Source organism: Oleiphilus sp. HI0086, assembly GCF_001635225.1.
Genome location: NZ_LWFZ01000019.1, coordinates 1 through 664 on the forward strand (window position 1 = coordinate 1; position 664 = coordinate 664).

Genomic DNA, 664 nt, shown 5'->3' on the forward strand with positions numbered 1-664 from the left:
CAATGGCAAGGAACACTTACAGGAAGCTTCGCAGTACGACGAGCGCCTTTTTCTTTTGCGATAGCCATCGCCCGGTCCAGCGCATCGGTCGCACCCGATATGACGATCTGACCAGGAGAGTTAAAGTTTGCCGGCGCAACAACTTGCCCTTGGGCTGCCTCTTTACAAGCCTCTTTAGCTTTATCATCATCAAGCCCCAAAAGAGCAACCATACCGCCCTCACCTAGAGGAACCGCTCCCTGCATAAGCTTACCACGAAGGTTAACGAGCTTAACCGTCTCTTCAAAATCCAGTACGCCGCTAGCGATCAAGGCCGTATATTCACCCAAGCTATGCCCACACACATAGTCTGGACGGATGTCAGAGTTTTCTATCCAGGTACGCCACATCGCAACACTTGCCGTTAATACAATAGGCTGAGTAATTTCCGTCTGGTTGATCTTATCTTCAGGCCCATTTAGCGCAATATCTTGAAGATCCTCTCCAATTGCTTCAGACGCTTCAGTAAAGGTTTTTACTGCTAATTCTGACTGCGCCAAGAGATCTGACATCATTCCAATTGACTGAGAACCTTGACCGGGAAACATAAAGACAGTTGTCACAAAATTCACCTTTTAGATAGTTTGACTTGGATATTCAAATAATTAGCGACGCATAGCCACCA

General features: G+C 47.1%; 1 protein-coding gene. It reads right to left on the minus strand.

The genetic code is table 11. From position 1 onward, the window contains the following. A partial coding sequence (locus A3756_RS00400) for an ACP S-malonyltransferase (RefSeq protein ID WP_197481067.1) occupies nucleotides 1–602 on the minus strand: 602 nt, incomplete at its 3' end. Nucleotides 603–664 lie beyond the last annotated feature (62 nt).